The 268-nt window shown below is 30.2% G+C and carries 1 protein-coding gene; it reads right to left on the bottom strand.

Annotated elements, in window-relative coordinates:
- The coding region (locus tag AAEY83_RS15515) for a hypothetical protein (RefSeq protein ID WP_351060352.1) at nucleotides 1-268 on the bottom strand (268 nt) is incomplete at both ends.

Raw genomic sequence — 268 nt, 5'->3', positions numbered from 1 at the left:
ATAGAGTAGAGCGTATCTCCTTTTTGTACTTTATAGCTAACCCCATTAATGTTAACAGTATGACCTAAATCATTAACATTATTATTTAAGCTACTAACAGGTGCAGGAACATGGCGAGAAGAGCAACCAAAGAGAAAAATACTAATAAATATAGTTATATACAGTAAACACTGTTTATTCATTGTATTTTTCCCCAAAATTAGAAAATTGATATTTTTAACGCTTAACGCAATAAAAAGTAAGCTAGCGCAATTAATACCACTAATCC

Origin of the sequence: Psychrobacter sp. TB20-MNA-CIBAN-0197, from assembly GCF_040309765.1 — a bacterium.
In the GTDB taxonomy this organism is placed as follows: domain Bacteria; phylum Pseudomonadota; class Gammaproteobacteria; order Pseudomonadales; family Moraxellaceae; genus Psychrobacter; species Psychrobacter submarinus.
The sequence above is the reverse complement of the archived record's forward strand: the minus strand, read 5'-3'. Positions and strand labels throughout refer to the sequence as shown.